The sequence below is a fragment of the Oleiphilus sp. HI0128 genome (assembly GCF_001635365.1).
In genome coordinates this window covers 1-1678 of sequence record NZ_LWGG01001291.1, presented here as the reverse complement: position 1 = coordinate 1678, position 1678 = coordinate 1, and the positions used below count along the sequence as shown (strand labels likewise).

Below are 1678 nucleotides of genomic sequence, written 5' to 3'. Positions count from 1 at the left end.
CCATGCTGCAGAGCTGATGCCCAGTTTCTCAGCGATGCCTTCCGGATCATGAAATTGCTGTCTGTCACGGAGTGTACAGAGATGAATATCGGTCTTACCAAACTCAATGGTTTGGTAGCACAAGCGTAAGTCTGTCATTTGGCTGCCTTCGTATTTGCGCTAAATATCTTTATAGATAATTAGCACAGAGTGGCGCTGAGCCAGGTATCGAGGATAAATGACAAAACGGAGTACTACTTAGGGTATAGCACCTGTAAAGAAAGGCAATGTATTTCGCTTATTCTTTGTACTGGGAAAATCGCTGATAATTGGCGCTTGTTAGGATTAACAACTGGCTAACGGCAACTAATTCTAGCTTGGCTAAACCTTGTAGCTTTAACGAGTGGTAGAACTCGGTTGGAAGATAAATGAAATCCTGTGAGGGTTGAAGAGCCTCAATAAGCTACAAGGGAGAGCTTATTGAGGCGGATAGCTTAGTCACTCTGGAATAAACTACTAGCAAGCATGGGCCAATGTGCTGACCAACCTTGCGTAGGGCTACGCTTAAATTCGCTACGCACATATTGGTGGATACGACCTTCGATATTTAAAGTGAGCAAACTCGCTGCACTGCTGCCGGTTAGGCGAGGTCTCTTTTGCTCGCGAATTTCAGCTTCTCGGATTATTTGGCGTAACTGAGTTTCAAGACGATCAAAGAACTGGGCAGAACGCTGTCGAATTTTTGGCTTTTCACCCGCCAATGCACCGCCTACTAATAAAGAACACATACCGGGGTTCTTTTCAGCAAAAGCCAATATAAAGATTACGATCCGCTGAAGTCGCTCAATGCTTCCAGGGACTTCTTGAGTAATCAATTTGATGCGTGTAAATACCGACTCTTCTATAAATTCTAACAGGCCTTCAAACATCTTCCCTTTGCTGGGAAAGTGTCGGTATAGCGCTGCTTCAGTGACGCCGACTTCCTTGGCAAGTTTAGCGGTTGTGATCCTTTCGCCAGGATTCTTCTCAAGCATCTGAGCCAGCACTTCCAGAATTTGCTGGCGACGATTAGGCTTGTTGCTTTTTTCTGTCTTGCTATTAGGGGTATTGCTTGTCGGCTGGTCCGGCATTCTCAGCGTTTCCTATAAATAATCACTAAATAAGTATTAAGGTCTATCTTGAGTCAATATGACTAGACGATCAAGCCCTCTATTGGCGAAGAGGCTGAAGCGTATAACTTACGTGGCATACGGCCAGCAAGATAAGCCGCTCGACCACTTTCTACTGCCAGGCGCATAGCCTGGGCCATTAGGATAGGGTCTTGAGCTGCAGCAATTGCTGTATTCATGAGTACGCCATCACAACCTAGCTCCATCGCGATACTTGCGTCTGAGGCTGTACCAACACCAGCATCAACTAATATTGGCACCTTCGCATTTTCGAGAATTAGCTTGATGTTGTAGGGGTTACGAATGCCAAGGCCAGAGCCAATCGGAGCACCCAAAGGCATGACCGCAACACAGCCCATTTCTTCAAGGCGTTTAGCAACAAGTGGATCGTCAGTGGTATAAACCATGACCTTGAAGCCGTCTTTTATCAGTTCCTCTGCTGCGATCAATGTTTCTGTTACGTCAGGAAATAAAGTCTTTTGATCGCCTAGTACTTCAAGCTTTACCAAGTCATGTCCACCCAATAGTTC

General features: G+C 45.6%; 2 protein-coding genes. Both read right to left on the bottom strand.

Features of this window, described 5'->3' with window-relative positions; genetic code table 11:
• Positions 1-473: 473 nt before the first annotated feature.
• Positions 474-1109: a nucleoid occlusion factor SlmA gene (gene slmA, locus A3763_RS21585; RefSeq protein WP_068512101.1), complete on the bottom strand. Its 636-nt coding sequence runs from the start codon at positions 1107-1109 to the stop codon at positions 474-476.
• 62 nt (positions 1110-1171) lie between these two features.
• On the bottom strand, positions 1172-1678 hold a 507-nt coding region (locus tag A3763_RS21580), incomplete at its 5' end, for a thiazole synthase (protein ID WP_369823162.1).

Excerpts from the sequence above, each read along its gene's own strand:
- slmA (WP_068512101.1), bottom strand. The coding sequence starts at position 1,109 with ATGCCGGACCAGCCGACAAGCAATACCCCTAATAGCAAGACAGAAAAA.